Here is a 2,457-nt window from a genome sequence, read left to right on the forward strand (position 1 = left end):
CTGCTGTTCTCGATGATGCAACAGCGCGCCCCGGCGCTGGTGCGGCCGCTGGTGAAGATGGTGGCGTCCGGCGCGCTGACGGGCTTCGTCGATCCGCAGCTCAAGCTGCACATGGATTATTGGGAGAGCGAACTCGGCAAGGCCGCATATTTCGCCGGCGACGAATTCACCGCCGCCGACATCCAGATGAGCTTCCCGCTGGAAGCCGCCGCCTCACGCGGCGGCCTCGACCAGCGCTATCCGAAGGCGCTGGCCTGGCTCGAACGCATCCACGCCCGCCCCGCCCACAACCGCGCGCTTGAAAAAGGCGGGCCGTACCAAATCGGCAAGGCGTAATAGCAACTTCGATTAGAGCAACGACCGACGCGCCAAGCACGACAGCTCCCTCTCCCGCCTGCGGGAGAGGGAGCGCGCTGTGCTTGGGGAGAGCCTACCCCATCGGCAGCGGCGTGACAGTGACGCCGGGCGGCGGGACGCTGTCGTCCGGCACGAAGAAGTCCGACATCAGCGGCACGCTCGGATCGACGCGATACGGCTCGAAGTCGCGCACCCCAGCCTCGTACAGCACGCTGTCGTCGATGCAGAACTGGCCGGTGAATTCGCGCGACGGCTTGGTCAGGATCGCATGGGCGGCGTCGCCCATGATCTCCGGCGTGCGGCTGGCGCGGATCATCGCGTCGCCGCCGAGCAGATTGCCGACCGCCGCCGTGGCGATCGTGGTGCGCGGCCACAGCGCATTCACCGCAACGCCAGCGTGCTTGAGTTCGCCCGACAGACCGAGCGCCACCATGCTCATGCCGAACTTCGCCATGGTGTAGGCGGTCGACGCTGCGAACCACTTCGCCTTCATGTCGAGCGGCGGCGACAGCATCAGGATGTGCGGATTGGCGGCCTTCTTCAGATGCGGAATGCAGTATTTCGACACCATGAAGGTCCCGCGGGTGTTGATCCCCATCATCAGGTCGTAGCGCTTCATGTCGGTCGCCTGCGAATTGGTCAGGCTGATCGCGCTGGCATTGTTGACGCAGACATCAATGCCGCCGAACTCCGCGACCGTCTTGCCGATCGCGTCGACCACCTGCGCCTCGTCGCGGATGTCACACACCAGCGGCAACGCCTTGCCGCCGGCTGCAACGATCTCCTCGGCGGCGGTGTAGATCGTGCCCTTCAGCTTCGGATGCGGCTCTGTGGTCTTGGCGGCGATCGCCACATTGGCGCCATCCCGCGCCGCCCGCAGCGCGATCGCGAGCCCAATGCCCCGGCTCGCCCCGGTGATGAACAGCGTCTTACCTTGCAGTGATGCCATCTGATGAAGCCTCCTGGTCGCCCAAATCGATTGGCCGAACAGATTAGCAGGGCGCCGCTGCATCCGCTTGCGGCGAGAGGTTGAACGCCCCGTGCAAGCCGAATCCTTCGCCGCACACGCGGCGAGCTCCCTCCCCCGCTTGCGGGGGAGGGTTGGGGTGAGGGCAGCCGCGAGTCGCAGCGCGCCTCGATCCTGGATTGAGCAAGTCGTTAGCTCACTGCCTGGGGCGCCCTCACCCCGGCCCTCTCCCGCAAGCAGCTGGATCGCTAGTATCCCGCCGCCGTCGCCCCCCGTGTTCGCGGGTCCCGCGCGCCGTGGAAGCCGTCGGTATCGATCAGAATCGAATTTGCCGAGGTCTGGCCGAGCGGAGTGACGACGCGGTGGCCCATGGCGCGAAGCGCGTCCAGGGTCGCGTCGGGAAAGCCGCCTTCGACCCGCACCTCGTCCGGCAGCCACTGATGATGCAGCCGCGGCGCTGCCACGGCGTCGGCGACATTCATCCGGTAATCGATCACATCGACGATCACCTGCAGCACCGCCGAAATGATGCGGCTGCCGCCCGGCGAGCCGGTGACCAGCACCGGCTTGCCGTCCTTGAGCAGAATCGTCGGCGACATCGACGACAGCGGCCGTTTGCCGGGCGCCGGCAGGTTAGCGGCGAAGCCGACCAGACCGTAGGCATTAGAGGCGCCAGGAGCCGCGGTGAAATCATCGAGTTCGTTGTTGAGCAAGACGCCCGTGCCATCCGCCACCAGCCCGACACCGTAGGAGAAATTGAGCGTGTAGGTATTGCTCACCGCATTGCCGTCGGCATCGGCGACCGAGAAGTGCGTGGTGTTCTGGCCCTCGCGCGGCTGCGGCAGTGGTTGCTCGACCGGCGTCGCGCGCTGCGGATCGATCCCGGCGCGCAGGCTCGCCGCGTAGTCCTTGGACAACAGCTTCGCGACCGGGGCCTCGCTGAAGGCGGGATCGCCGAGATAGCGGGCGCGATCCGCATAGGCGCGCTTCATCGCTTCGATCAACAGATGCAGCGACGGCGGCGTGCCCTGCCCGAGGTCGCGCATCGCGTAGCCTTCCAGGATGTTCAGGCTCTCGATCAGCACGACGCCGTCGCTGCATCTGTTGATCGAAGCGATGAAGCGCGCCTATGC

General features: G+C 66.3%; 3 protein-coding genes. 1 reads left to right on the forward strand and 2 read right to left on the reverse strand.

Annotated elements, in window-relative coordinates:
* Positions 1-336 (forward strand): glutathione S-transferase C-terminal domain-containing protein (locus DYI24_RS24960; RefSeq protein WP_205523684.1); only part of this gene is annotated, 336 nt, incomplete at its 5' end.
* A gap of 94 nt (positions 337-430) precedes the next feature.
* Here the strand turns inward: DYI24_RS24960 and DYI24_RS24965 are convergent.
* Positions 431-1,306 (reverse strand): SDR family oxidoreductase, encoded by an 876-nt coding sequence (locus DYI24_RS24965; RefSeq protein WP_164574236.1) that lies wholly within the window; start codon positions 1,304-1,306, stop codon positions 431-433.
* 266 nt (positions 1,307-1,572) lie between these two features.
* Positions 1,573-2,442, reverse strand: coding sequence for a gamma-glutamyltransferase family protein (locus DYI24_RS24970; RefSeq protein ID WP_502706375.1), 870 nt, complete (start codon positions 2,440-2,442; stop codon positions 1,573-1,575).
* Between the last annotated feature and the right edge of the window lie 15 nt (positions 2,443-2,457).

This window comes from Rhodopseudomonas sp. BR0C11 (assembly GCF_010820945.1).
GTDB classification, from domain to species: domain Bacteria; phylum Pseudomonadota; class Alphaproteobacteria; order Rhizobiales; family Xanthobacteraceae; genus Rhodopseudomonas; species Rhodopseudomonas palustris_H.

Excerpts from the sequence above, each read along its gene's own strand:
- DYI24_RS24965 (WP_164574236.1), bottom strand. The coding sequence starts at position 1,306 with ATGGCATCACTGCAAGGTAAGACGCTGTTCATCACCGGGGCGAGCCGG.